The sequence below is a fragment of the Bacteroides sp. HF-4919 genome, assembly GCF_018860125.1.
Genome location: NZ_JAHKNF010000005.1, coordinates 327526 through 350145 on the forward strand (window position 1 = coordinate 327526; position 22620 = coordinate 350145).

At 37.0% G+C, this 22620-nt stretch carries 20 protein-coding genes; 17 read left to right on the top strand and 3 right to left on the bottom strand.

What is annotated here, in order from left to right:
* Position 1: 1 nt before the first annotated feature.
* Complete coding sequence (locus KO473_RS11210; protein ID WP_181996054.1) at positions 2-2167, bottom strand: S46 family peptidase; 2166 nt, start codon at positions 2165-2167, stop codon at positions 2-4.
* 41 nt (positions 2168-2208) lie between these two features.
* Positions 2209-3447, bottom strand: a complete 1239-nt coding sequence (locus KO473_RS11215; RefSeq protein ID WP_005821013.1) for an anaerobic sulfatase-maturation protein — start codon at positions 3445-3447, stop codon at positions 2209-2211.
* A 239-nt stretch (positions 3448-3686) separates the two neighbouring features.
* Between KO473_RS11215 and KO473_RS11220 the strand changes: the two genes are divergently transcribed.
* The 4 genes from KO473_RS11220 to KO473_RS11235 all read left to right on the top strand — a co-directional run bounded on the left by KO473_RS11220 (position 3687) and on the right by KO473_RS11235 (position 7582).
* Positions 3687-4415 carry a DUF4369 domain-containing protein gene (locus KO473_RS11220; RefSeq protein WP_005807430.1) on the top strand — a complete coding sequence of 243 codons (729 nt, stop codon included), beginning with the start codon at positions 3687-3689 and terminating at the stop codon, positions 4413-4415.
* Positions 4416-4457: 42 nt separating this feature from the next.
* Complete coding sequence (locus KO473_RS11225) at positions 4458-6221, top strand: hypothetical protein (protein ID WP_032541780.1); 1764 nt, start codon at positions 4458-4460, stop codon at positions 6219-6221.
* 165 nt (positions 6222-6386) lie between these two features.
* Positions 6387-6779, top strand: coding sequence for a DUF3244 domain-containing protein (locus tag KO473_RS11230; RefSeq protein ID WP_005780278.1), 393 nt, complete (start codon positions 6387-6389; stop codon positions 6777-6779).
* 8 nt (positions 6780-6787) lie between these two features.
* Entirely contained in the window at positions 6788-7582 is a 795-nt protein-coding gene (locus KO473_RS11235) for a hypothetical protein (protein ID WP_005780277.1), read from the top strand.
* Between the two features lie 268 nt (positions 7583-7850).
* On the opposite strand, the gene KO473_RS11240 is transcribed toward KO473_RS11235, so the two are convergent.
* Positions 7851-8948, bottom strand: a complete 1098-nt coding sequence (locus tag KO473_RS11240) for a helix-turn-helix domain-containing protein (protein WP_005780275.1) — start codon at positions 8946-8948, stop codon at positions 7851-7853.
* 229 nt (positions 8949-9177) lie between these two features.
* On the opposite strand from KO473_RS11240, the gene KO473_RS11245 reads away from it, so the two are divergent.
* The 13 genes from KO473_RS11245 to KO473_RS11305 all read left to right on the top strand — a co-directional run bounded on the left by KO473_RS11245 (position 9178) and on the right by KO473_RS11305 (position 22620).
* Positions 9178-9387: an NVEALA domain-containing protein gene (locus KO473_RS11245; protein WP_005780273.1), complete on the top strand. Its 210-nt coding sequence runs from the start codon at positions 9178-9180 to the stop codon at positions 9385-9387.
* Between the two features lie 9 nt (positions 9388-9396).
* Positions 9397-10458 (top strand): TolB-like 6-bladed beta-propeller domain-containing protein, encoded by a 1062-nt coding sequence (locus KO473_RS11250; RefSeq protein WP_216035113.1) that lies wholly within the window; start codon positions 9397-9399, stop codon positions 10456-10458.
* Positions 10459-10690: 232 nt separating this feature from the next.
* On the top strand, positions 10691-10927 hold the full coding sequence (locus KO473_RS11255; RefSeq protein ID WP_032542529.1) for an NVEALA domain-containing protein: 237 nt from the start codon (positions 10691-10693) through the stop codon (positions 10925-10927).
* Positions 10928-10996: 69 nt separating this feature from the next.
* On the top strand, positions 10997-12127 hold the full coding sequence (locus KO473_RS11260; RefSeq protein ID WP_250716559.1) for a 6-bladed beta-propeller: 1131 nt from the start codon (positions 10997-10999) through the stop codon (positions 12125-12127).
* A 27-nt stretch (positions 12128-12154) separates the two neighbouring features.
* Positions 12155-13147 (top strand): BF3164 family lipoprotein, encoded by a 993-nt coding sequence (locus KO473_RS11265; protein ID WP_101603325.1) that lies wholly within the window; start codon positions 12155-12157, stop codon positions 13145-13147.
* Positions 13137-14138, top strand: a complete 1002-nt coding sequence (locus KO473_RS11270) for a hypothetical protein (RefSeq protein WP_122130640.1) — start codon at positions 13137-13139, stop codon at positions 14136-14138. Before KO473_RS11265 ends, KO473_RS11270 begins: the two co-directional genes overlap by 11 nt.
* 9 nt (positions 14139-14147) lie before the next feature.
* Positions 14148-15014 carry a DUF1573 domain-containing protein gene (locus KO473_RS11275; RefSeq protein WP_101603323.1) on the top strand — a complete coding sequence of 289 codons (867 nt, stop codon included), beginning with the start codon at positions 14148-14150 and terminating at the stop codon, positions 15012-15014.
* A gap of 141 nt (positions 15015-15155) precedes the next feature.
* Positions 15156-17117: a transglutaminase domain-containing protein gene (locus tag KO473_RS11280; protein WP_122130641.1), complete on the top strand. Its 1962-nt coding sequence runs from the start codon at positions 15156-15158 to the stop codon at positions 17115-17117.
* A gap of 172 nt (positions 17118-17289) precedes the next feature.
* Positions 17290-19251, top strand: a complete 1962-nt coding sequence (locus KO473_RS11285) for a transglutaminase domain-containing protein (protein ID WP_005823422.1) — start codon at positions 17290-17292, stop codon at positions 19249-19251.
* Between the two features lie 247 nt (positions 19252-19498).
* On the top strand, positions 19499-19780 hold the full coding sequence (locus KO473_RS11290; RefSeq protein WP_005823420.1) for an NVEALA domain-containing protein: 282 nt from the start codon (positions 19499-19501) through the stop codon (positions 19778-19780).
* Between the two features lie 62 nt (positions 19781-19842).
* A complete protein-coding gene (locus tag KO473_RS11295) occupies positions 19843-20853 on the top strand; it encodes a BF3164 family lipoprotein (protein ID WP_005823419.1) in 1011 nt (336 codons plus the stop codon).
* The gene (locus tag KO473_RS11300) at positions 20850-21404 is read left to right on the top strand and encodes a hypothetical protein (RefSeq protein WP_005823418.1); all 555 of its coding nucleotides are present in this window, start codon (positions 20850-20852) and stop codon (positions 21402-21404) included. The genes KO473_RS11295 and KO473_RS11300 overlap by 4 nt, the downstream gene beginning before the upstream one ends.
* A 49-nt stretch (positions 21405-21453) precedes the next feature.
* Entirely contained in the window at positions 21454-22620 is a 1167-nt protein-coding gene (locus KO473_RS11305) for a DUF4221 family protein (RefSeq protein ID WP_032537755.1), read from the top strand.

Consider the following 22620-nt stretch of genomic DNA (forward strand, 5'->3'; position numbering starts at 1 on the left):
ATTATTCAACAATCGTCATTTCGTTAATCAAATGTCCGCATCCTCCCAGTTTTTCAAGAATAAATAGTACATAGCGAATATCCAGATTGATACAGCGTTGCAGGTTGTTATCGAAATTGATGTCGCCACTCAGTGACTCCCAGTTACCATCAAACGCACAGCCAATCAGTTCTCCATTTTCATTCAATACCGGACTTCCGGAGTTACCACCGGTAATATCGTTAGTAGACAGGAAGCAAACAGGCATTTCACCATTCGGTAATGCGTAGCGTCCGAAGTTCTTTTTCTCAATCAGCTCTTTCAGTTTGGCCGGGACCACGAACTCACGGTCTTCCGGGTTCTCTTTTTCAAGGATTCCATCGGTTGTTGTGTAATATTTATAATATACACCATCTTTGGGGCTATATGGCTTCACATTTCCGTAAGTCAGTCGGATTGTGAAATTTGCATCGGGATAAGATGGTGTAGGCAATTTCATTTCACCCAATCCACGGATATATGTTTTATGTAATAAAGTCAGTTCTTCCGGCAGTTTGCCCATCTGTGCAGCCAGGTCGGTATATTTATCAAATTTAGCACGTGAGTATTGTGTGGCTATATCTTTTTCGATTGCCTTTACAGTTGGCTTTTTGATAAACTTATCAAAATTAGACTGATTTGCTAAAATTGAAGTATCATACATTGCATCCACGTATGCATTGTAGTCTCCTTTATATTCTTTTTCAATCACCTCGTAGATAGCGGGACGCTGTCCGGCAGGAACCATCTCTGCATAAAGTGGTAGCAAAGCTTTGGCTACTTTACGATCTACTTCGTGGTCGTAATCTTTATTATGGATGTTGTCAAACACCTCTTTTAATACCTTGATGTTAGCCTGAATATTAGAGTCGTTTTTCTGCTCTAACGCTTCTTTCAGTTTATCCATCACCAGATAAGGACTGCCAAATTCAATACCGCCGAAGAATGTTTCGGTCAGGCAGGTCTGCTGATATTTGATCGGAGAGGTTTTTGATACGGCTTCATTGATCTTAGATACAACCTGCATATAGTCAGTGTTATTTTTTTCTTTGGCGAATTGTGCAAATTTTGCTTCCTGGTCTGCTTTCGTGCCTAAAACATTATTATCGATAATGGCTTTGTTCATACCGATAGAATTTTTCCAATAATTGCTGGAACCTGCATATTTGTTGGCATATTGAATACGTACTTTGTCGCTGGCATTCATGGCTTCTTTCAGTACGTCCTGACGGGTGCCGCGGATGCGGATACGGGGAGCATTGCTTGCTTCCATACGCTCTTTTACTTCCGATACAGTGAGGTAACGGCTGGTACTTCCCGGGAATCCCATAATCATTGCATAATCTCCCTCTTTAAGCCCTTTGATAGAAATGTTCAGGTGCTTTTTAGTTTTCAAGGGTACATTGGAAGCATTGTATTCTGCCGGTTCTCCGTTGGCATCGGCGTAGATTCTGAACATTGAGAAGTCACCGGTATGGCGTGGCCACATCCAGTTGTCGGTTTCTCCGCCGAACTTGCCGATTGATGAAGGCGGGGCGGCAACCATGCGTACATCCGGATATACTTTCTTATAAAACATGTAGAATTTGTTTCCGGCATAGAAAGGCAATGCTTGCGGAACGATTCCTTTTTTTCCTTTCAGGTCACTCTTTTCGAACAATTCCTTGGCCAGTTTATTGAGAAAAGCACTGCTGAATGATTCTGTCTCGGTGATTTCTTTTGCAGCGATTTTGGCATTTACGATATTAGTGATGTCTTCTATACGTTCGATAAATGTAAACTTTAACCCCGGTGTAGGCAGCTCTTTGTCTCTTGAGGTTGCCCAAAAGCCATCTGTCAGATAATCGTGTTCAACAGAACTATGTTGTTGGATAGAAGCGTATCCGCAGTGATGGTTAGTTAATATCAATCCTTCCGGTGAAATGATTTCTCCGGTACATCCCCCACCGAAGATACCTACAGCATCTTTCAGTGAAACTCCGTTCGGATTATACAGGTCTTGGGCTTCAAGTTTCAGTCCCTGTTTTTTCATCATATCGATAGAGTGTTGTTCCTGCATCAGTTGCAGTAACCACATACCCTCGTCCGCCTTTGCGGAACAAACGACCAACGCAGTCAGCGCCAGTAAGTAAAGTTTGAGTCTGTTCATTAGTTTATTAAAAAATTAGTATGATTTGTTGCTTTTCTATTTTAATCTATGATCAATTTGTTTCCTTTGATAGCGTCCATCACATTAGCGGGCGGACGTTGGTTTATTAGTTCATTTTTCATAAAGTCCATGTAAGGAGCCACATGTTTGAAGAACTGATGATATCCTTTGCACAGGTAGTTGAGCCCCGGTTCGCCGTTTGCTGTGCGGCTGAAACGATTCTTAGGGCATTCGCCGTTGCAGGCAAACAGAAATTCGCATTCCTTACATTGGGTGGGCAGTGAGTTCTGTTTCATTTGTCCGAAAGACGTCTGGCGTTCGCTGTACATCATTTCCACCAGAGTCTGATTGTAAATGTTTCCCAATTTGAATTCCGGAAACACAAAATGGTCACATGAATATACATCGCCATTGAACTCCATTACACCGGCATGTCCGCAAGTTTTTGCCATAGAACAGACACCCGGTTGTTCTCCTACCCAGTTGGCAAGCGTTGAGTCGAAAAGTTGGATATAATAGTTACCTACATCTTCTTTCACCCACTCGTCGAAAAGTGTACAGAGAAAGTTTCCCCATTGTTCAGGAGTAACGGAGAATTCAGCTATTTTTCCATCTTCCCGTTGTGTCAGGGATGCCAGATGGCGTCCGTCTTTATGGGGAAAAATTCGTTCCACTATTGGGGCAAACTGAATATAATGGCAATCTAACTCCTTGAAAAAATGATAAAAGTCGAGCGGATAGTCTGCATTAAAATCGTTCACTACCGCCATGGCATTCCATTCTACTCCATGCTCTTTTAAAAGATTGATACCATTCATGACTTTCACAAACGATGGCTTTCCAAGTTTGTTCTTTCGGTATTCGTCGTGAAATTCCTGAGGCCCATCTATCGAAACTCCTACCAACCAATTGTTCTCACGAAAAAAATCGCACCACTCGTCAGTTAGCATGGTACCGTTGGTCTGTATACAGTTGTCTATGCTTCTTCCGCGAGCATATTTCTTTTGCAGTTCCATCGCTTTCTTATAGAAAGAGAGTGGACGCATCAATGTCTCTCCTCCGTGCCAGGTGAAGAGTACCTGCGGCATAGTTTGCGAATTGATGTATTGTTCGATGAACTTTTCGAGTAATTCATCACTCATCACATGTTTGGGATTTTCTTGATAAAGTCTGGACTTTTCCAGATAATAACAATAATCACATGCAAGGTTGCATACAGCCCCTACGGGCTTGAGCATTACGTATAGCGGCTTGGCAAAGGGTGCGTAGGTAGTAGACATTTTCTATATTATACGATTACAATTTTACGGGTTAACGGGCTGACTAATTCAATAACTCATTGACTATTTGTCAACTCCGAAAGTGCAAATTTAGATAAAGTAAATGAAAAATCCGTCCTTATATAGATGTTTATAAGGATTATTAAAGAAAAGAGTCTTACAAGTTTTAAATATTGATAAAATGTTTCATTTGCTTACGAATCCGTTGTACCTTTGTCACCGAAAAAGTTGTGTATCCTATGAATAAAGTATTGCCTTTTTTACTTTTGCTTTTTGTTTTCACTTCTTGTAGCCGTAAGTATAAGATTGAAGGCGCCTCTTCTGTAACCAGCCTGGATGGTAAGATGCTTTTTATTAAAGTGCTTCAGAACGGTGAGTGGCTTAATATTGATTCTGCAGAAGTGATACATGGATTGTTTTCGATGAAAGGCAAAGTGGATTCGGTAGTGATGGCTACACTTTATATTGGCGACGAGAGTATCATGCCTTTGGTAATTGAAAAAGGTAATATTCAAGTTTCAATTACAAATACTGAATTGGTTGCGAAAGGCACCTCCTTGAACAATGCACTTTATGCTTTTATTGATAAAAAGAACTCATTAGATATCCAGATAGAAGAGTTGCAACGTAAAGAGGCACGCATGGTGATGGATGGTGCTGACTTGGCAGATATTCATGAACAACTGACTCACGAAGGTGATTCGTTGATGCAGGATATGAATGGTTTTATCAAAAAATTTATTTCCGATAATTACGAAACGGTTTTAGGTCCAAGTGTATTTATGATGCTTTGCAGTACTTTGCCTTATCCGGTTATGACTCCTCAAATTGAGGACATCATGAAAGATGCTCCTTATTCTTTTAAAAATAATAAATTAGTAAAAGATTTTATTACAAAAGCGAAATCAAACATGGAGCTGATTGAAGAGCATCAGCGCATGGAACAAAATGCAACTTTAAATCGTTAAACTTTAAGTTTTTTCCGTATTTTTGCGAAAAACTTAATGAAAATGAACACGCACTTACGATTTGGTTATCTTTTTGTTGTTTTATTTGGTCTTTTGGTTGTATCATGTCATTCGACACCGGATACAGTTGTATTATCATTGTCTCAAGCTGAGAGAATAATGGAATCTGATCCGGATAGTGCTATGACTATTTTAAAGCACATCCCAACTCCTGAAAGCCTTCATGGCAAAGCTCAAGCAGATTATAGCCTGCTAATGACTCAGGCTATGGACAAGAATTACATGAAATTTACTTCGGATTCCCTTATTAAATTTGCGGTTGGTTATTATGGATCTTATACTGAAGATATTGTATCCAAAGGAAAAGCTTTCTATTATTATGGAAGAGTGATGGAAAGTCTTGATAAAGTGGAAGACGCTATGAAATTTTATTTGAAGGCGAAAGATGTACTTCAGAATACTAAGCAGTTTAAATTGTTAGGGTTAGTGTCAGAAGGAATAGGAGATTTGAACAGAAGGCAAAAATTATTTGATGCAGCATTGAATGACTATAGATTATCTTTTGCTTACTATTCTGGTATTTCAGATTCACTTTGTATGACATATGCTAATAGAAATATAGGAAGGGCGTTTTTATATAAGAATCAAATAGATAGTGCATATTATTATTATGATAAGGCTTTGTATATTTCTAGTCAGAAAGAATATTCGGCTGTGGGATCTATACTTTTAGAATTGGGGGTTATTCATCGTTCTCAAGGGGATTATGTTGGGGCTGAATATTATTTTCTGTCTTTCTTGAAGAAAGAAAAGGATCAGGAGAAATTATATTCTGGATATTTAGCTTTAGGTAATTTATATTTGTATATGGGTAGGTTGAAGGATGCAGAAATGTATCTTGCATTGTGTCTTGAGAGTGCGAATTTAATAGTAAAGAGAGATGCTTGTGAGTGCCTATATGATTTGAAAAAAGAATTGAATGATTTTAAGAGTGCTGTTGGATATAAGGATATAGCAGATTCTTTACAAATAATAACTCGAGATATTGAAACTCGGAATAACATAGCGGACTTGCAGGGTAAGTATGATAGTGAAAAATGGCAGAAAGAAAGTTTGCAAGCCAGTATTGAGAAAAAGAACATTCTCTTGATCGGTTCGTTTATAGGCTTTATTGCTATATTGGTTATTGTATACATCTATTATAAATATCGAACCAATCAGAAGTTGATCAGAGATATTAGCCAAAGAATTCGTCAGAACGTTACCGAGATAGAAATGTATCAAGAGCAAATACTCAATTATAGAAACTTGCAAAAAGAGACATTACGAGATTATCGAAATCAGATAGGAGAATTACAAGGAAAGGTGTCCGTTCTTGAAGATCAGAATAGAACATTATCTGTTCATTTAGTTGAGAAGAAGGGGAATATACCAGATAGTGATGATGGTGATCTTTATGCTATCTACATGCAAGGACTTCGTATACTACTAATGTTGAGAAAGAAAGAGGACATGGAAAATGCCTCTGATAAAAAACAACTTTTGGATGGTGATTGGGATAAGTTATTTCATCTATCCAATGCTTTACACAATGATTTCATTATACGTATTAAAAAGGAATTTCCTAATTTGACTAAGCATGATATCGAAATTTGTTGCTTGTTGAAATTTGGCATTACACATGAAGTTTTGGGACTCGCTTTTCTAACGACTTCTGAGTCGGTGACAAAAGCTAAAGGACGTTTAAAAAAACGATTAAATTTATCAGTATCCGATGATTTGGATGATTTCTTGCAGAAATATTAGTTTAATTTTATGCTATCTGTCCGGGTATATGCCTCTACTTGTTTGTGTAAACTGTTTATATATAGTGTTTTATGTGGTATTAACCCTTGCTGTATTTGTCCGGGTGATTTGTTTTGCTATCTTAGCCAAATGCGCTATATTTGACGAAACCAAAACAAATAAAATATGAAATTGCGTGTTATTTTATCATTGATTGTGGCATTGTTCATTGGACAATCCATGTATGCTATGTCAAATGAAGTCCTTCGTAGACCTATTATCTTGGATGGAGAAATTATAGAGGAAGGTAGCCGTTCCATCAATCCACTCATTCCTATTTCTGCAGATATCGATGGTTCTACCTTATTTATTAAGTTCTCAAAGGCTATAGGTAATGTAGATATCGCAGTGAAAGAAATTACAGATGCTAAAAAAGAAGTTTATTCGTCTTCTATGGATGTAAATGCTGCCGGTCAGATTACTTCGTTCTCTATTGCTGATTTAACTCCGGGAACTTATGTGCTTGAATTTACCAATGCAGCTGGTGGGTATGTATATGGACAGTTTATTGTAGAATAGTTGTTATAATGAAGAGAATTTTATTATCAACATGCGACAGAACGTATACGCAATTAGGTAATCTGGAAGCCTTGGTTTCCTTATTGAAAGGTGCGGGGTATGACGTGAACTATACATCGGAAGTAAGTGAACAAGAGTGGGTAAATTATCCTTTGATTATCACTTTTAAAGATGAAGAGTATGTTCGTGTTAAAGAAATGAATTTGCAAAACAATTTGTTGTCAGTCAATGAATTAATGGGTGATACTTGTTTGTTGCCCTCTCGTGACAGATGGACGAATAATGTGAATGATAATGAAAAGAAATCTATTTTGATTTGGGTTAATGAGTTTCATTCTATATTGAGGGTCTTAGCTCTGCTGAAAGGATATTCCACGTGGAGTACTACGTCTGTAGTCGATTTGAAACTACGTGATTTCACTCGGGTTGTACAAACTTTCCAAGCGCAGCTATGCCAGACCTCCGAAGTGATGGAGCATGCTTCGAAGGCTGATTTAATCATAAGTGATGGACTTTTCGCTGCTCAAGCTGTTTTAAATCATAAGCCTGTGATTATTGTTGATTCTTATGGTTGGAATGGTTTAGTTACTGATGCTACGTTTATGAGTCAATATGTTGCCGGTTTTACTGCAAAACCTGTTCAGAGTGATAGAGGGTATTTTCCATTATATGATTTATCTATTGCGATAAATAAGGCATTTGAAATGGAGCAGTCTGAGTTGAAAAGTTGCTCTAATAAACTCCTACAGGAGAATGAGTATATGTGTGAGAAAATTCTAAGAGTAGTTTCATCTCGGTGTTAACATTGATGTAACACTGGATTGGGACTTGTTTTTTTATATAGTACTATCATATGTTTTTAGTTTAATTGTTTAATACTTAAATGGTTGCTGTGTGCGGGGTGCGTGATGTATCTCGCACATTTTTTTATTCTGTATGCTTTTAGGGTTCTTATGGAGAGGAAGAAATCAATAAGATAGTCTACAAGAAGTTAACATCGTAATTTTACGAAGTTAATTTCTTGCAATTACGATGTTAACTTCGTAAAGTTACAATGTTAACTTCCTGTTTTTATGTAGTTTTGTCATCTACCAATATATAACATTCTTCGTTTTTTTTATCTGTTATGATCGTATATTTGCTGCCTATTTCTTCTAAAATTCTTTTTAATTTGTTGATGGCACTTGTCATATTATTGGTTGGATCAGCATTTTGAGGCCAGAATTCTTTCTTTAAATCACTTTTGTTTATTCTGTAATTTGGACTGTTTAAGAAAAAAGTTAATATTTTTTGTTGCTGATTAGGCATTTTGATCGGATGGTTGTTGAATAAGACAAAATCTTTTTCAAAAACAAATTGATCCTTTAATGATAACTCTTCTTTTATAGTAGAATTAGTTTGCTTTTCTGTTTCTACACTACTGCCGACTGGTATGGTTTCGATGATATGAGGTGCAGGCTCTGCTGTATCGGCTGCTGGTACTGATGTCTTTTTTCGATACTTCCTATGATACCGTATAAACAGAATGATGATGTAGATGAGAATCAGTTCCACTATTAAATTGATGTAGATATTGGTTTTAGGCATTCGCTTCCACAAAGTTGAGAAACTATAGTCGATATACATAATGTAATCTACGCTAATAATTTCATCCTCCAAATGGTAGATAATCTTTTCTGAATTATGAGGGATACTACTTGGGGGCTGACTCCATATTTCTCTCTGTAGATGTTTGGAAACAATGATTCCGGTATTGACATATCCCTGTATATCGTTTTTATTTAAGTGCTTAATTATTAGATCTTCTATATCATAGCTTTGTAAACGCTCCATCATAAGTAACCCTAATTGGCGGGCGAAGAATATTTCGGTATCGATATCTTGAATTTTATGTTGATAAGTAAATAGCGTATCTTTTGAACAAAAAGTACGAGTTTCGTATGTTCCTATTTTTTTAGGTGAATTACTAAGTCCATTCAAAGGTAAATCCTTGCACTTTTGAGCTATGCTGTTAATTACCGCTTCTTTTAAAATATTTTCGACTTGTGGCTTGAATGTTTCTTTTTCTTTTTGAATAAGGGAGTGGATAATTGTATAGGTTGAAGCACCCATAGCAATCATAATAAATAGTATAATGACTCCGATTATTAAAAATATTCTTTTATTCATATTGCCATATCTTGTGTTGGTGCTGCAAAGTTACTTTAAAAGTTTTAATTTACCGCCTTATTTGTTGAATTAGTGATAAAATCAATTACTACTTTATTAGAACTTAATATATTGATATTTAGACGTCATCAAATAAAATGACGTTATCAATAAAAGTGTTGACGTAGAATGTTTGCATGCTTTTGTCTGCTCGCTTATCTTTGCTGATATTTATTAATTTATTGGTAAAATGAAAATAAAGATTTTGGCAGTATTGGCCGTTATTACAGTAGTTATAGTCTCTATGTTTATAAGAGAAAAGAGAGAAAATCCTTCATCATTAGTAATGATGAACATAGAGGCATTGGCGACAGGTGAAGGGACTTCACCTGCTATATGTTTTGGATATGGTTCAGTGGTTTGTCCCAATGACGGATCCAAAGTATTATATTATCGGTAATTAAGAATTATGAAATACTATCTGACATTTCTCGTTCTTTTGGTAATATTTACCGGGTGCACTTTGGATTTGCCGAAAGATCGAGTGTTGTATGCTTCTTTCCCTAAGGAAGAGACACTACACTCCAAGGTCATTCAGCTTGATTCAGTTTATATGCGTTATCCGTTTCGGATTCATGTGTCCGGTGATCAGGCGGTCGTTTTGGATTTACATGGTAGTGATGTGTATTGTCATCTTTTTCATTACCCTGATTTCCACTATCTGTCTTCGTTTGGCAGGCGGGGAGACTCACCGGAAGAGATGCTTTCAGTAGAAACAGTGAAATGTATAGATGGTTCGTATTGGACTTTAGATGCCAACAAAGGCGAGTTAACTAGGTTTGAGTTTGTTTCGGATAGAGATTCGCTTCTGCGTGCAGAAGCGATCTCTTTCGATAAAGACAGCATTCTGCGTGCTCTTGATTTTGTTGCATTCAATGATACTACTTTTCTAATACCCGATTATTCGGGAGATAGTCGTTTTTGCTGGGTGAACCGGCAGGGGAAGTTCTTGAAGAAAAGTGGGACAATTCCTTCTTCCAATGAAGAAGCCTTGAAGGAAGCTCGTCCGGCTTTGGCACAAGCTTGGCGTAGTTTTATTGACTACAATCCTCACAATGGTGTGTTGATTGCCGCTACTCAATTAGGAGAGGTTCTTGAAATTTATAATCTTCAAAATGGTTCTCATAAAGTCTGTCAAGGTCCAAAAGGGGAGCCGGAATTTAAGTTGGCAGGTGGTTATGCAATTCCTGACGGGATCATGGGATTCTCGGATGTACAGGTTACAGATGATGCTATTTATGCTATTTTTCATGGACGCACATTTAAAGAGATCATGGCGCAACACCAGAAGGAAGGAAGAGCTACAGACGGTGGACAGTATATTTATGTATTTAATCTTGAGGGTGAACCTTTGTGTAAATACACCTTAGATCGTTATATCACAGGTTTCCATGTAGATGAAAAAAATAAGACTATTACAGCGACAGATGTTAATAATGACCAGCCCATTGTGGAGTTCCGCTTTAGTTAAGGTCAAGTGTAACAGGTTCGAAAAGGAGCGGGTAAAGCCGACTTGTCGATAGGGAAGCTATTTCTCCGCTCCTGACAACCTTTAGAAAAGGAGGTTTAACAGGCACAAATATAATAAAAAAAACTGATGAAAAACATTAATGAGGCATTTCGATTTTCTGCCGGAGGGAGTTGGCTCTTCCGAGAAAGGAGGCAGAAAATGTTTAGTCTTTAATTTATATTAATTTGGAAAAATGCAAAAAAAAATATTTGCGATACCGATAGTCGCTGTTGTTGCACTGTTTACAGGTTACAATATTTATCAGGGCCAGAGTGCGGAAGCCACTTTGTCGGATTTGGCTTTAGCTAATGTTGAAGCATTGGCTACAGGAGGTGGTGAACCTGGTACTCATAATCATGGTCCAACAAGAAATCCTTTCTTAGGAAAAAAATATTGTAAAAATGAGAATCAGGTAGATTGTGCTTATTAAATGTATGGCATATCATAAATACTGATAAAGAGATTTATGATATGCTTTTACTACTTTTTATATAGATGTATGAAGAATAGAATCTTTTATTTATTTTTGATTATAACTTTAGTATTAACAGCTTGTGATCAAAAACTTAAAAATAAGTCGGCGTTAATTAGTAACATTCGTGTTGATTTCAGTGAAGCTTCTTTTGAAAATTTCAAGAGATTAAATGTGGTAGATACAACTTTGTTAATAGCATTAGCAGAAGATGTTGAAAACGATCTTGTTTTAGGACAGTTAGATAAAATAATCATTTTAAATGATACTATTTATATTGCTGATACTTATCTGAAGCGATTGCTTATGTATGATATGCAGGGAAATATATTAGGAAAAATAGGAAATTTAGGTGGGGGCCCCGGAGAGTTTGCTTCTTTATCGGATTTTTGTGTAAAAAAAGATGGGAGCATTTATATTTATGATAGTGCGAGTAACAAAATACTTGTATATGGTAAAGAATCAAATTTTTTGAGAGATTATCCGATATCATTTAAGGCAGAACAATTTCAGGCAACTAAAGATGGATTTCTATTTGGATTGGCTCCATATAATCAGGATGATATGACATTAGGCAAGCAAATAGCGTATACTGATAATGAGTTTGCTCTTCTTGCCACGGCATTGGAATATGATAAAAATATAGATAGTAATTATGAATTTTTCTCTCCAATGATTCCTGTTGGTGATGATGTAATTTACAATCGTGTCATAAATAATAATATATATATATTGGGAAGCAAAGGTGAAAATAAGCAGATTCTTCACTTTGATTTTGGCGATTATAATATTGTTGCGGAGGATTTGAAAGATATCAATGCTCTACTGGATTCGGATAAAGATTATTGCTACATAGCTTGCCCACCGGTTATGATTGATAGTATGATAATGGGGGTTCTTAATAAGAAAGGGGAATTGTATACTTTCATTTATGATCAGAAACGAGATGAAATGGCTTTAAATAGGTTAGCTGATTTTTCTTGTAAGAATATTAATCTTCCGATTACTTCTATAGGATCTAATTTTTTGGTATCTTATTTTAATAAAGATATATATTCGAGCTATTCTCAATCAGATGAATTGAACTTTGAGTTAAAAAACAAGATAGATCAAGGGGCATTTGTCTTATGTTTGAATAAAATAAGAGGTGAGATATAAGAAGTTTTTTATCTATTTATTATAGTTATGTACAAGATTGCTTTTTATATTATTTCTGTTTTAACAGTGTTTACTTCCTGTACATCCACAGATGTACCTGATAAAATGAGTTTACAACCTCAGGTAATGAATGATAGTCTTTTGACGACTATGCCTGGTGATTTATTGCTGATAGACGATTATTTAGTATGGTCTGATCCTTTCTCTGATAACAAGTTTCTGCATGTACATCGTTCTTCCGATGGAAAATATATCGGTTCTATGGGGCAGAAGGGAGAGGGTCCGCAGGAATTTGTAAGTCCTTTGATCAATCGCTTTTCCATTAATCGCTGTATTGCTGCTCATGATGCTAACGGGAAAACCAGGGGCTATTTATCTATTGACAGTTTAATTGCCGGAAAAGAACCTTTTATGTCTTTATCAGATTTTGACCGGAATATACAAATGGCTAAACTGGACAAACAACTGTATCTGATTGAAACAGAAAATGGCGAGAACGATTATTTCAAGGTGAGTTCAAATGGGAAAGAATCTACATTTGGAGTCTATCCGGTTCGTGAAGTGAAACAGCATATGGGTACTTATAAAACATACGATAAAGATCGTGGACTGCTTGCTTTTGGTCCTTTTAATTTTTCTTATTTGGCCTTATATAAAAAGGAAGGAGACAATTTTAAGTTATTATGGGAACGTATGCCTGAAAAAGAAAACTATTCTGTTGTTGATGGGGCAATTAGGTTTGATCGTAGTGTGATGGGAGTGAGAGACATATGCATGACTAAAGAGTATATTGTTACTCTGGAGCGCGACCGGGAAGTTGATCCGTTGGATGAAAGGACTGTTGGACGTAATGCAAGTAAATGTCCCCGTACGGTTTTTGTATATGATTATAATGGCAAATTACTGAAAATAGTAGATTTGGGCATGCCTGTAATGCGTATTGCTGCTGACGGACGAAGCAATGCCCTGTATGCGATAGGAGTTAATCCTGATTTTGTGTTGGCGAAATATGATTTATAGAAATTGGCTTGGGGGCATTGGGATAACTTGTGTACTTTTTGTCTCATGTAAACCCGCGGAGGTTGATGTACCTGTTACTTATTGTTCGTCTTTCCTTTTGAAAGATACTACTGTTATGCTTTCTGAAGTAGAGATGAATCCTATACAGGTAAATGCACGGTGTATGGTGTGGGATGGTGATAAGCGGGTATTGGTTCGTACGTCGACTTCAGATTCTATTTATGCCGTGTTTGCTTATCCGGAAATGAGATTTTTAAATTACACAGGTAATCAGTCGGAGTTTGTAACACCATTAGTGGGATATGATAAGGCATTCTCTTTAGTAAATGGAGATTCTTTATATATATATGAATTGACAAATGATAATCAGTTGGAAAAAAAGTCTGTTCATTTTTTATGTAATTGGAATTATAGAAGAGTGTTAGGACTGAAAAGAATGAATGATATATTGTATGTTTATTCAGGTTCTTCTGATGATGCCGGACTAAATGAATTTTTTGTACTGAATGCAGAAACACATACTTTATCTTCAAAGGGACGTTATCCGGAAAGTTCTACCAGTAGATTTAAATCAATATCAGATTTTAAGTTTGCTTATGCGCATGAAATACAGGTAAAGCCCGATGGAGACCGCATATTGGTTTCTTATATAAGGACTCGGCGATTTCGTATTTATGATATAGATTTTAGATTATTGCACGATGTATGTCTTGATTATGCATCTAATAAATATGTTGTGGATGCAGACCCTAATCGTTGGACGACGTTTATTGAAGGCTGTTTTGTTACCGATAAATATATTTATTTGCTATGTCCGGAAGGTGAGAAATCCAGTCTGGTTATAGTAGATTGGGAAGGCAGGCCAATAGCGCGTTATCGTTTGAATGAAAAGATATTTTTCTTTTTTATCGATTCCGACCGAAATCTTTTTTGTGGTATTAATTCGAATCATGAGCGGTCCTTTTATTTTCTCGATTTGGATATAAATTAGTAGATATTTATGAAATATTTGTATGTATTGTTAGCTTTTTCCTTTTTGTTTTCTTGTAAAGATGAGAACAAGAAACAAGCGGAGTCTATTTTGAAAGAATGGATGAATAAGGAAATTGTTTTTCCAAAGAAAATGTATTTTAGTATTCAAGGTAAAGAGAATGTTGATTTTCGTATAAAAGACACCGAATATAAGATTGTCGCCTATGTTGATTCTGCCGGTTGCACCAGTTGTAAGTTACATTTATCTAAATGGAAAGAGTTAATTCACTATATGGATTCTGTGCAGCCTGAGCGTGTGCAGTTTTTGTTTTTCTTTTTTCCTAAGAATGGTAGAGATATATATCATACTATGCGGATGGATAAATTTACTTATCCGGTTTGCATTGATACTCTTGATCATTTCAACCAATTAAATCATTTTCCTTCAGATGTAAGATTCCAGACCTTTTTACTTAATCAAGACAATAAGGTTGTGGCAATGGGTAATCCTGTGCAAAATCCTCAAATAAAAGATTTATATTTAAATATTATTTCCGGTGATAAAGCTGATTTAAAAGAAAATCGCACTCAGACCGATGTCGAGCTTGAAGACACATTAGTGGATTTGGGAATTTTCGATTCTAAGAAAGAACAAAAATGTATTTTTACTATACAGAATACCGGTAAGAATCTATTAGTGATTGATGATATCAACACTTCGTGCGGGTGTACTACCGTAGAGTATTCAAAAGAACCGGTTCAATCAGGAAAATCGATAGATATAGCGGTAACTTATAAAGCTGAGCATCCGGAGCATTTTAATAAAACAATCACGGTTTATTGCAATTCGGAATCTTCGCCTTTGCAACTGAAGATAAAAGGAGACGCTAAATAAAGGTAAAAATATTGCCGGCTGACGATTGGGTTGTGGTGGACAAATAACCAAGGGGGGCGATTTTGTTCAATGGTTTATTTCTAGGAGTAGTTGGTAAACTTGCTGCAATTCATTGTAAGCCGGCTTTTTATGAAACATAGTATGATTGGGGTATTAGGAAAGAAGAAAATTATGATGAAGATCTATTTGCTTTGCGGATTATTGGGTGCTGTTGTCTGCTGTTCTTGTACGGAGAACAAGCGGCTGAAGTATGCTTTGGAGTTTGCCGGAGAGAATAGGGGAGAACTTGAGAAAGTTTTGGAACACTATAAGGATAGCGGGCTGAAACAGGATGCCGCACGATTTCTGATTGAAAATATGCCTCGTTATTTTAGTTATGAGGGGTGGCAGTTGGATACTTTAAAAGCAATTCATGCGGCTACAGTACATACGGATGGTTGGGTAAATAAGGAAGCTCGTAAAAAGTGGGAGCATTTCTCTTATCGGACTTTAAAAAGGGTATATGATGCTAAGGTAATTAGAGCTGAGTTCCTGATTCATCACATTGATCAAGCATTTGAGGTTTGGGAAAAACGACCTTGGAATAAATATTTGCCGTTTGATGATTTTTGCGAGTTGATTTTACCGTATCGGGTCGGGGATGAACCTTTAGAGGAGTGGCGTAGTTGGTATAAAGAGCGTTATGAATCTATATTGGATTCGCTCTACCAAGGGACAGATGTTGTGGAAGCTACTGATTGTTTGGGAGCCTATTTGCGTCAGGAAAAAGATTTCAGGTATAGTGTCGAGCTGGAACTACCGCATCTGGGTGCAGGATTTTTGCTGGCCAATAGGGTTGGAAGTTGTGAGGCTTCTTGTGATTTTACGGTTTATGTCTTACGTGCTCTGGGTATTCCCGCCGCTACAGACATTTATCATTATGGTCCTGGGAAAGGGGCCGGACATGTCTGGAATGTATTGAGGGATACAACAGGGGGATATGTACCTTTCTGGTTTATTCAGACTAAAGTGGAACGGGGAGGAAATGATAAACGTGAAAAAGGGAAGGTGTACAGGCAATGCTTTGGAGCGCAGCAGGAAAAGATATCGGGTATCCGGCGTGATCAGTCGGTTCCGTTCCCACTGAAAGATCCGTATCTGAAAGATGTGACTGATGATTATTTTCCGGCAAACCAGGTTGAAATCGAAATTGATTCTCAGGTTAACAAGAAATACATTTGTTTAGGCGTGTTTACGTTGGAAGGGTGTATGCCAATAGATATTACATCACAGAAAGGAAACAAAGCTACATTTACAAATGTGGAACCGGGCATTTTGTTTCAACCACTTTATTTTAATGGCATGAAGTGGGTAGCGGCCGGATACCCTTTTCTTGTGGATGAAAAGGGAGAGGTGAAGTATCATAAGCCTGATTTTTCCAAAAAAGAAAGTATGGATCTGAATCGTAAATTCTTGCTACGGCAATATCTGAAAGATTATCTCAGTGCTGTGGTGGGAAGTAAGATAGAAGGGGCTAATCATTTGGACTTCTCGGATGCTTGCCTGCTGTATCAGATAGTAGATACTCCTAAGGTAAGCTATCAGGCAGCTTATCCGCCATCGGAAAAGAAGTATCGGTATATTCGTTACACATCACCTCCCGATAAGCCACTTCAACTGGCTGAACTACAGTTGTTCCGAAATTCAGATGATCAAGAGAAGCTTTCTGCGAAAGTTGTTGGTGGCAGTCATACTTTTATTGCGGATGACCGGTTCGATAGTTTAAAAGTGAATGATGGCGATGGGCTGACTTTTTTTCTCACCAAAGAAAAAGGAGCTTTTGTGACACTTGATTTAGGGAAAACAGAAAAGATTGGAAAGATTGTCTATATGCCTCGTAACGATGATAACTTTATTCGGTTAGGAGATCAGTATGAGTTGTATTATCAGGATGGATTTAATGGTTGGATCTCGTTGGGTAAGCAAGTGGCCACAGAATTAACATTGCATTATGATAATATTCCCCAAAATGCAGTGCTTTGGCTCCGAAATTTATCAAGAGGAAGAGAGGAAACTGTATTTCGGAACGAAGAGGGCCGGCAGGTTTTCTTTGTGAAGTGGTAGAAAGATGAAAATATCAGACCATAAAAAGAAAGCTATGTTGATTTTCTTTGTCGGATATGATACAAACGCTCAAATGACCTGAATTTACTGCTTTTTGACCTGTAATTGTCCCTTAAAGCCCTTTTTTTTCTCAAACTTTGTGGTGTAAAGCTGACATAAAAGTTTGATGATCATGAAAAAAAAATTGAGAGTTCGTGGAATTTTATGGGTGATTCCATTAATCACGATATGGGGGCTTATTTCTTGCCAAACACTTGAGGAGAAACATCTTGAAGATGCTTTATCTCTCCCGTACGCTAATAAAGAAGAATTGCGAAAAGTACTGGATCATTATAAAGGAGATAGCTTAAAGTATCAGGCTGTTTGCTTTCTGATCCAGAGTATGCCTTTCCATGCCGGATATGAAGGAAATGCTTTGAAGCATTACTATCAATATTTTGATCTTTACGCCCAGGGAAAATTAGGACCGCATGAAGTGATTGATTCTTTAAAGGAAAATACGTTTTCTGTTTCGCAATTAAGACGGATAGAGGATATTGCCAATATAGATTCTTCTTTGCTGGTGCAGAATGTGGATTGGGCTTTTAAGGTGTGGAGAGAGCAGCCTTGGGGAAAGAATGTAAGTTTTGATAATTTTTGTGAGTTTATTCTACCTTATCGATTGGGAGATGAACCGCTTGGCTTCTGGCGGGAAGATATTTATAAACGCTATAATCCGATATTAGATAGTATCCGGTTGTTACCTCAAGCTCAGGATCCGTTGGTTGCTGCAAAGGTGTTGATGGATTCGCTTGTTGTGGAACAATCCCATTTTACCGGTCTGTTTCCCGCCGGTCCGCATTTAGGTCCTTCGGTAGTATCATGGCGTGCGGGGAGCTGTCGCGAGTTCGCCGATTTGGTAGTGTATGTAATGCGTGCTTTGGGCATTCCTTGCGGGACGGATTATATGGCGATGCGTGGCGATAATAACGTATCGCATTTCTGGAATTTTACATTGGATAAAGATGGCAAAACGTATATTACGGAATTTCCCGATCCTAACTGGAAACGGGCTGTGAGTATGTATAATCCTAAGGCAAAGGTATATCGGAATACGTATGGCTTAAACTGGAAAGATGTAAAGAGACAACAGGGAAAAATGATGCATCCGGCGTTTCGAAAACCTCTATATCAGGATGTCACGGCTGTGTATGCCGACAGCTTGAATCGTGATCTGGTAGTGTCTTCTGATATTTTGTGTAAGGAAGTTCACAAAGGAGATATTGTCTATTTTTGCCTTTCCACAAGGATGGATTGGGTACCTGTAGAATGGACTGTTTTTGAAGAAGACTCATTGCGCTTTCAAGATACGGAGGGTAGTGTGATTGGTTGTTTGGCTACATGGAATGGAAAACGTCTTGTGATGCAGTCCGAGCCGTTTACCTATGATAAGATGTCTGGAACGATTACTTTGCTCACTCCTCAAAATGAAAAAGAAGATATAACCTTGTATTTTAAGTTTCCGCTGTTCTGCGACTTAGGTATCCTTCGTATGCCCGGAGGAGTTTTCGAAGGAAGTAATGATCCGTTATTTCGCTCTGCAGATACATTGTATTATGTGAAAGAATGGCCTTTCCGCTTGAACAACACTATTTTCCCGGAGAAAGAAAAGTCTTACCGCTATGTTCGGTACAAAGGACCGAAGGGTAGTTACTGTAATATGGCAGAGATGGCTTTCTTTGAGGATACTTCGGATACGTTAGCATTGAAAGGGCGGATCATCGGAACTCCGGGTTGTTTTCAGGAAGATGGATCGCACGATTATTATAAAGTGTATGATGGGAATCCCTACACTTATATGGATTATAAGACACCTGATGAGGGATGGGTAGGGTTAGATTTGGGCACTCCCCACCGGATAAAGAAGTTTACTTATATCCCACGTAACTCCGATAATTTTATTCATAAAGGGGATGTGTATGAGTTATTTTATTGGCATGATAGGAAGTGGAACTCTTTAGGTCGGCAAACAGCGGAAGCTGATTCATTGAATTATGTAATTCCGAAAGGAGTAGCTTTGTTTTTAAAGAATCATACGCAGGGAAAGGATGAACGGATCTTTAAGAAGACAGATGGTAGACAACAATTTTGGTAGGAGATGAATGATAGTGGTATACGCCATCATTACTAAAATAGGAATATTTATTTAAAGAAGGAGGAGCTTCTGCCGGACTCTGCAAAGTATAGCTTCTGCTCCATCCTAAATTAGTCCGAGGAGGGACTTTTGAATGCAAACTTAGAGATAAAACAGGAATTATGCAATCGATAGATTGTTTTTTCCAATAGAAAGAAAGAGAAAAAGAAAATGAAATTAATAACCCATTAAAATAAAAACAGAAGTTATGGGAAAGAAAATTCTTACAGCAATGATTGTTGCTGTTGTAGCGGTTGTCACAGGTTATAATATTTATGCAGCACAGAAAGATATTACTTTATCGGAATTAGCACTAGCTAATATAGAAGCATTGGCTGAATATAATGAAGTGGATAAAGATGGTTACATTTGTTATACTACTTATACATCAGCAGATTGGTTTCATTCTGATCAAACATTTATTGATTGTGACAATTGTTATCAAAAGAAAGGGAGAAATTTGCAAGATAGATCTCATTGTAGAAAATAGAAATTAATTAGTTTGGCTCTCGGTTTATAATCGAGAGTCAGATACTTTAAAAGAGATAAATAATGAATGTTAGATGTTTTTTATGGGGGATTTTATTGATAACTGTATCAAGTTGTATAGAATCTGATAGGATTATGCATTATGCTCAATTTGAGCATACCATAAATTTGAAATCCGATAGAATACAGGTTCCTTCGGTGTTATTGTATCCACGGAGTTTAGTTTTATGTGATAGTAATCTGATAGTATTCAATGAAAAAATGGATACTATGTTTCAATGCTTCCATTTGCCGGATTTGACTTTTCAATATAGTTTTGGAACACAGGGGCAGGGACCGAATGATTTCGTTCTCCCTTCTATTACCCCTGTGAAATATCAAAAGAATGGATTTGTCATGTTAGACGGAATTAACCTGAAACATATTAGTGTTGAGAAAGATAAAGCTACCGTACAGACTTCGACTTTAAATTATGGATTTAATTGTTTTAATGACTTGATAAGTATTTCCGATAGCAGCTACTGTTGTAATGGCGGCTTTGAGAATGAAAAAGAATTTAGGTTTCTTTATCCTGACGGAAATCATGAATCATGGGGAGAATATCCCGAAACAGAGGAACGTTTCGGATCTGTTTTGGGCAGGAATCAAGCGTATATAAAGATGACCGTCGCCAAGCCTGATAAGAGTTGTTTCGTTTCGTTCTACCAACATATACGCCGTTTCAGAATTTATGGCCAGGATGGAAAACTAAAAAGAGATGTAATTTTAGATCTTTTCCCGGGACAGGAATGTCCGGAGGTAGATGATAATATGAGGCTTATACATCCTATATGTGTGTACACGACGGATAATTACATTTATTCGTTAAATCTGGATATGACAACAGAAGATGTAGAGGATAGGAAAACAACCCCTAATATTCAAGTCTTTGATTGGGAAGGGAAACCACTCATACAATATAAACTCGACTGTTTTATTAACACTTTTGCTGTTGATGAAGTTGCACATAAGATTTATGGCGTTTTTGTGGAGGACGAAGATCATATTTATGTATTCAATTTACCCCAGTTATGAAATTGACAGCTTTGCTTCTTTTAAGTTTTTTATTTTGTGCTCAGGTTGTTGCGCAAGTTTCTCAACCCCACGGAGATCGTTTGCGTGGTGAGACGTATGTGATTGAAGTGCCTAAAGGATGGAATCGCCCTTCTGCTGTGCGTTCCTGTGATGAACCTTTGAGGCGTACAAGAGAAGGGTATGAAACGACAAAGTTTATGAGGGTATATTCTAAGCGTAAAGATCGTTGTGGTTCTGTTTTGACTATTATAGAAGTACAAAACTGTAAATGTTATCAGGAAATATTTGAGAGGGACAGTGTTTCGGCATTAGCAGATGCTACTCGGGTAAAGGTTATATATAGATCGATTAATGGTAGAAAAAAGATGATTGTCTCTTCTTATAAAGCCGATCGCCATCCGGAAACTAATGAATTATCAGCGCTACAGAAAGTCGAATGGTATTTGCAAGGGAATAAATGCGTGTATTATATTAGTTTCTCATCCTGTTCTATGTTTCTGGAATTACTTCCACAGGTCAAAGGGATTGTAGCATCGTTAAAGGAAATCTGAGCGGAATTGAAAATTTAGTATAGTATAAATATAGCATTTTATTGGTATTATGATAATGATTAGGAGTTTTGTATTTGTAGTTTTATTGGGGATAGTTGTAGGTTCTTGTCAGCAGGATAAGAAAACTGTAATTCATAGAACTGATGATTATACATTAGTAGCGAAGGAAGATAAATGTTTTCCGTTGGACAGTGAAACGGTTCAATTATCAGATTATTTACAATTGATCTATATGGATGGAAAACTGGTTTTTTCGTTTATAAATAACTATGATAACTCGATTGTACTGTATGATTACGGGACTGTGAAAAATATGGGTAAGATTAAGTTTGAGCAGGAGGGCTCGAATGGAGTTGGCAGTATTACTTCATACTTGTTTTTGAATAAAGATTCGATTTATTTGTATGATAGGATGACACGTTATCTGTACCTGACGAATGATAGTAGTCATGTGAAAGATAAGAAACGAATAGACATTGTCAGACGTTTGAAAGGAGATTCCATTTTTGCACCTTCTGAATTGTTTCCACGTACAAATTCTCCTATTTTAAAAATAGGTGATGAATTATTGTTGTCCGGAACTCTTTTTTATGAATTTGAGGGTGAGAATGATTCAAATCGTCCTGTGATGGCTTTCTATAATTTGCAGAAGAACACTCTTAGGTATTCTGATAGTTATCCATCTATGTATCATTCTGGAAATTGGGGAGGAAGTTTTACATATCGTTTCCCTTATTATACCTTGTCTCCTAATAATGAACTGGTTATTAGTTTTGCTGCCGATCATAATATAAGAGTACATCATGTAGACTCACTGCAATATCATGAGTTTTATGCCGGAACTAAAGAAGATATCGTTATTGAACCAGTTGAGAAAAGTCTTGATTTCGAACATTTTTCTCCAGAAGCCGATAGAGATCACTATGTCCATAGTTTGAATTATGGATGCATTCACTATGACTCATATAGAGAGGTTTACTATCGTTTGGCAGGACATCCAGACAGTAGTATTGATCCTAAAGAGGGGGTGCTGCGCAAACCAATGTCAGTGACTATTTTAGATAAGAACTTTCAAATTGTGGGAGAAACAATGTTACCCCAAGAACTTTATTTATTAAATCAATGTTTTGTCGGTCCGGATGGATTTCACATTCAAGTGGAGTCAGAGGATGATGATATAATGCGTTTTAAAACATTTGAACTATTAAAATTATGA

Coding starts and splice junctions, on each gene's coding strand:
- KO473_RS11210 (WP_181996054.1), bottom strand. CDS start 2,167: ATGAACAGACTCAAACTTTACTTACTGGCGCTGACTGCGTTGGTCGTT.
- KO473_RS11215 (WP_005821013.1), bottom strand. CDS start 3,447: ATGTCTACTACCTACGCACCCTTTGCCAAGCCGCTATACGTAATGCTC.
- KO473_RS11220 (WP_005807430.1), top strand. CDS start 3,687: ATGAATAAAGTATTGCCTTTTTTACTTTTGCTTTTTGTTTTCACTTCT.
- KO473_RS11225 (WP_032541780.1), top strand. CDS start 4,458: ATGAACACGCACTTACGATTTGGTTATCTTTTTGTTGTTTTATTTGGT.
- KO473_RS11230 (WP_005780278.1), top strand. CDS start 6,387: ATGAAATTGCGTGTTATTTTATCATTGATTGTGGCATTGTTCATTGGA.
- KO473_RS11235 (WP_005780277.1), top strand. CDS start 6,788: ATGAAGAGAATTTTATTATCAACATGCGACAGAACGTATACGCAATTA.
- KO473_RS11240 (WP_005780275.1), bottom strand. CDS start 8,948: ATGAATAAAAGAATATTTTTAATAATCGGAGTCATTATACTATTTATT.
- KO473_RS11245 (WP_005780273.1), top strand. CDS start 9,178: ATGAAAATAAAGATTTTGGCAGTATTGGCCGTTATTACAGTAGTTATA.
- KO473_RS11250 (WP_216035113.1), top strand. CDS start 9,397: ATGAAATACTATCTGACATTTCTCGTTCTTTTGGTAATATTTACCGGG.
- KO473_RS11255 (WP_032542529.1), top strand. CDS start 10,691: ATGCAAAAAAAAATATTTGCGATACCGATAGTCGCTGTTGTTGCACTG.
- KO473_RS11260 (WP_250716559.1), top strand. CDS start 10,997: ATGAAGAATAGAATCTTTTATTTATTTTTGATTATAACTTTAGTATTA.
- KO473_RS11265 (WP_101603325.1), top strand. CDS start 12,155: ATGTACAAGATTGCTTTTTATATTATTTCTGTTTTAACAGTGTTTACT.
- KO473_RS11270 (WP_122130640.1), top strand. CDS start 13,137: ATGATTTATAGAAATTGGCTTGGGGGCATTGGGATAACTTGTGTACTT.
- KO473_RS11275 (WP_101603323.1), top strand. CDS start 14,148: ATGAAATATTTGTATGTATTGTTAGCTTTTTCCTTTTTGTTTTCTTGT.
- KO473_RS11280 (WP_122130641.1), top strand. CDS start 15,156: ATGATTGGGGTATTAGGAAAGAAGAAAATTATGATGAAGATCTATTTG.
- KO473_RS11285 (WP_005823422.1), top strand. CDS start 17,290: ATGAAAAAAAAATTGAGAGTTCGTGGAATTTTATGGGTGATTCCATTA.
- KO473_RS11290 (WP_005823420.1), top strand. CDS start 19,499: ATGGGAAAGAAAATTCTTACAGCAATGATTGTTGCTGTTGTAGCGGTT.
- KO473_RS11295 (WP_005823419.1), top strand. CDS start 19,843: ATGAATGTTAGATGTTTTTTATGGGGGATTTTATTGATAACTGTATCA.
- KO473_RS11300 (WP_005823418.1), top strand. CDS start 20,850: ATGAAATTGACAGCTTTGCTTCTTTTAAGTTTTTTATTTTGTGCTCAG.
- KO473_RS11305 (WP_032537755.1), top strand. CDS start 21,454: ATGATAATGATTAGGAGTTTTGTATTTGTAGTTTTATTGGGGATAGTT.